Source organism: Leptotrichia sp. oral taxon 215 str. W9775 (assembly GCF_000469505.1).
Taxonomy (GTDB): Bacteria; Fusobacteriota; Fusobacteriia; order Fusobacteriales; family Leptotrichiaceae; genus Leptotrichia_A.
In genome coordinates this window covers 1-1,063 of record NZ_KI272844.1, presented here as the reverse complement: position 1 = coordinate 1,063, position 1,063 = coordinate 1, and the positions used below count along the sequence as shown (strand labels likewise).

Annotated in this window: 1 protein-coding gene; it reads left to right on the top strand. The window is 33.8% G+C overall.

Features of this window, described 5'->3' with window-relative positions; genetic code table 11:
* Positions 1-1,049: low temperature requirement protein A (locus HMPREF1984_RS05895; RefSeq protein WP_021767013.1), on the top strand; the 1,049-nt coding region annotated here is incomplete at its 5' end.
* Between the last annotated feature and the right edge of the window lie 14 nt (positions 1,050-1,063).

Below are 1,063 nucleotides of genomic sequence, written 5' to 3'. Positions count from 1 at the left end.
ACCATCTTCATAACGGTATTTTGACTTGGAATTCTTTCCTTGATTTTTTCATGGCTGTCTTGGTTCTCACCGATTCCTGGATGATTCAAACCGTTTATACCAATCGCTATGGAAAGAACTCTTTATTTAACATAGTAATCATGTTTATCAAAATGGGACTTTTACTCTTTATAGCCAATATGATGGGACCTGATTGGCAACAATATTTTCATTATCTCTGTTGGGCTGTTGGTACATTAACCCTTACCTTATTTTTTCAATATTTGGTTGAGTTTTTTAGAAAATCAACCGATGATGTTAATCGGGAAAATATCAAAGGTTTTCTATGGATAACAGGTCTAGGAAGTTTAGGAGTCTATCTAGCAGCTCTTCTTCCTATTTACGTTAGAGTCTATATCTTATTTGCTAGTATTCTGCTAACATTTATTATGCCAATTATCTTGCTTAGTAAAGATAAGCATTATCAGGTAAATCTCCCCCATTTAATCGAGCGCATCTCCCTTCTTGTCATTATTACGTTTGGAGAGATGATTATGGAGCTAACTAACTTCTTTACAATCGAGAATTTCTCGATTTATTCGGTTCTTTATTTCATTATTATGCTTTCTCTGTTCTTGTTTTATTTTGGTCAATTCGACCATGCTATTGATGAAAAATCTAATCAAAAGGGACTATTTCTAATTTACAGTCACTATCCTATTTTCATTGGACTTATTATGATGACTGTTTCGATGAGTTTTCTTCTGAATCCTGAAGCTAATCGTCTCTTTGCAACCAGCTTCTCTTATATCGGATTTGGCCTCTTTCAAGCTGCTGTCCTAGCAAATGGACCCTATAACAAACACTATCTTAGCTATTCGAAAAGTTACTACTGTGTCCAAGCAACACTCTATCTGGCTGCCTTGATTCTCTCTTTAATCTTTGCTTCTAATCCTATAATAGTAGTGAGTATAACAACCATTTTTGCTCTAGCTATAGCCAGTCATTTTATTTATTTTTATGTGACACAGAATAAAAAATATTCCAAATCTAACTGGGGGTTATTTTAATGAGTTTATAACAT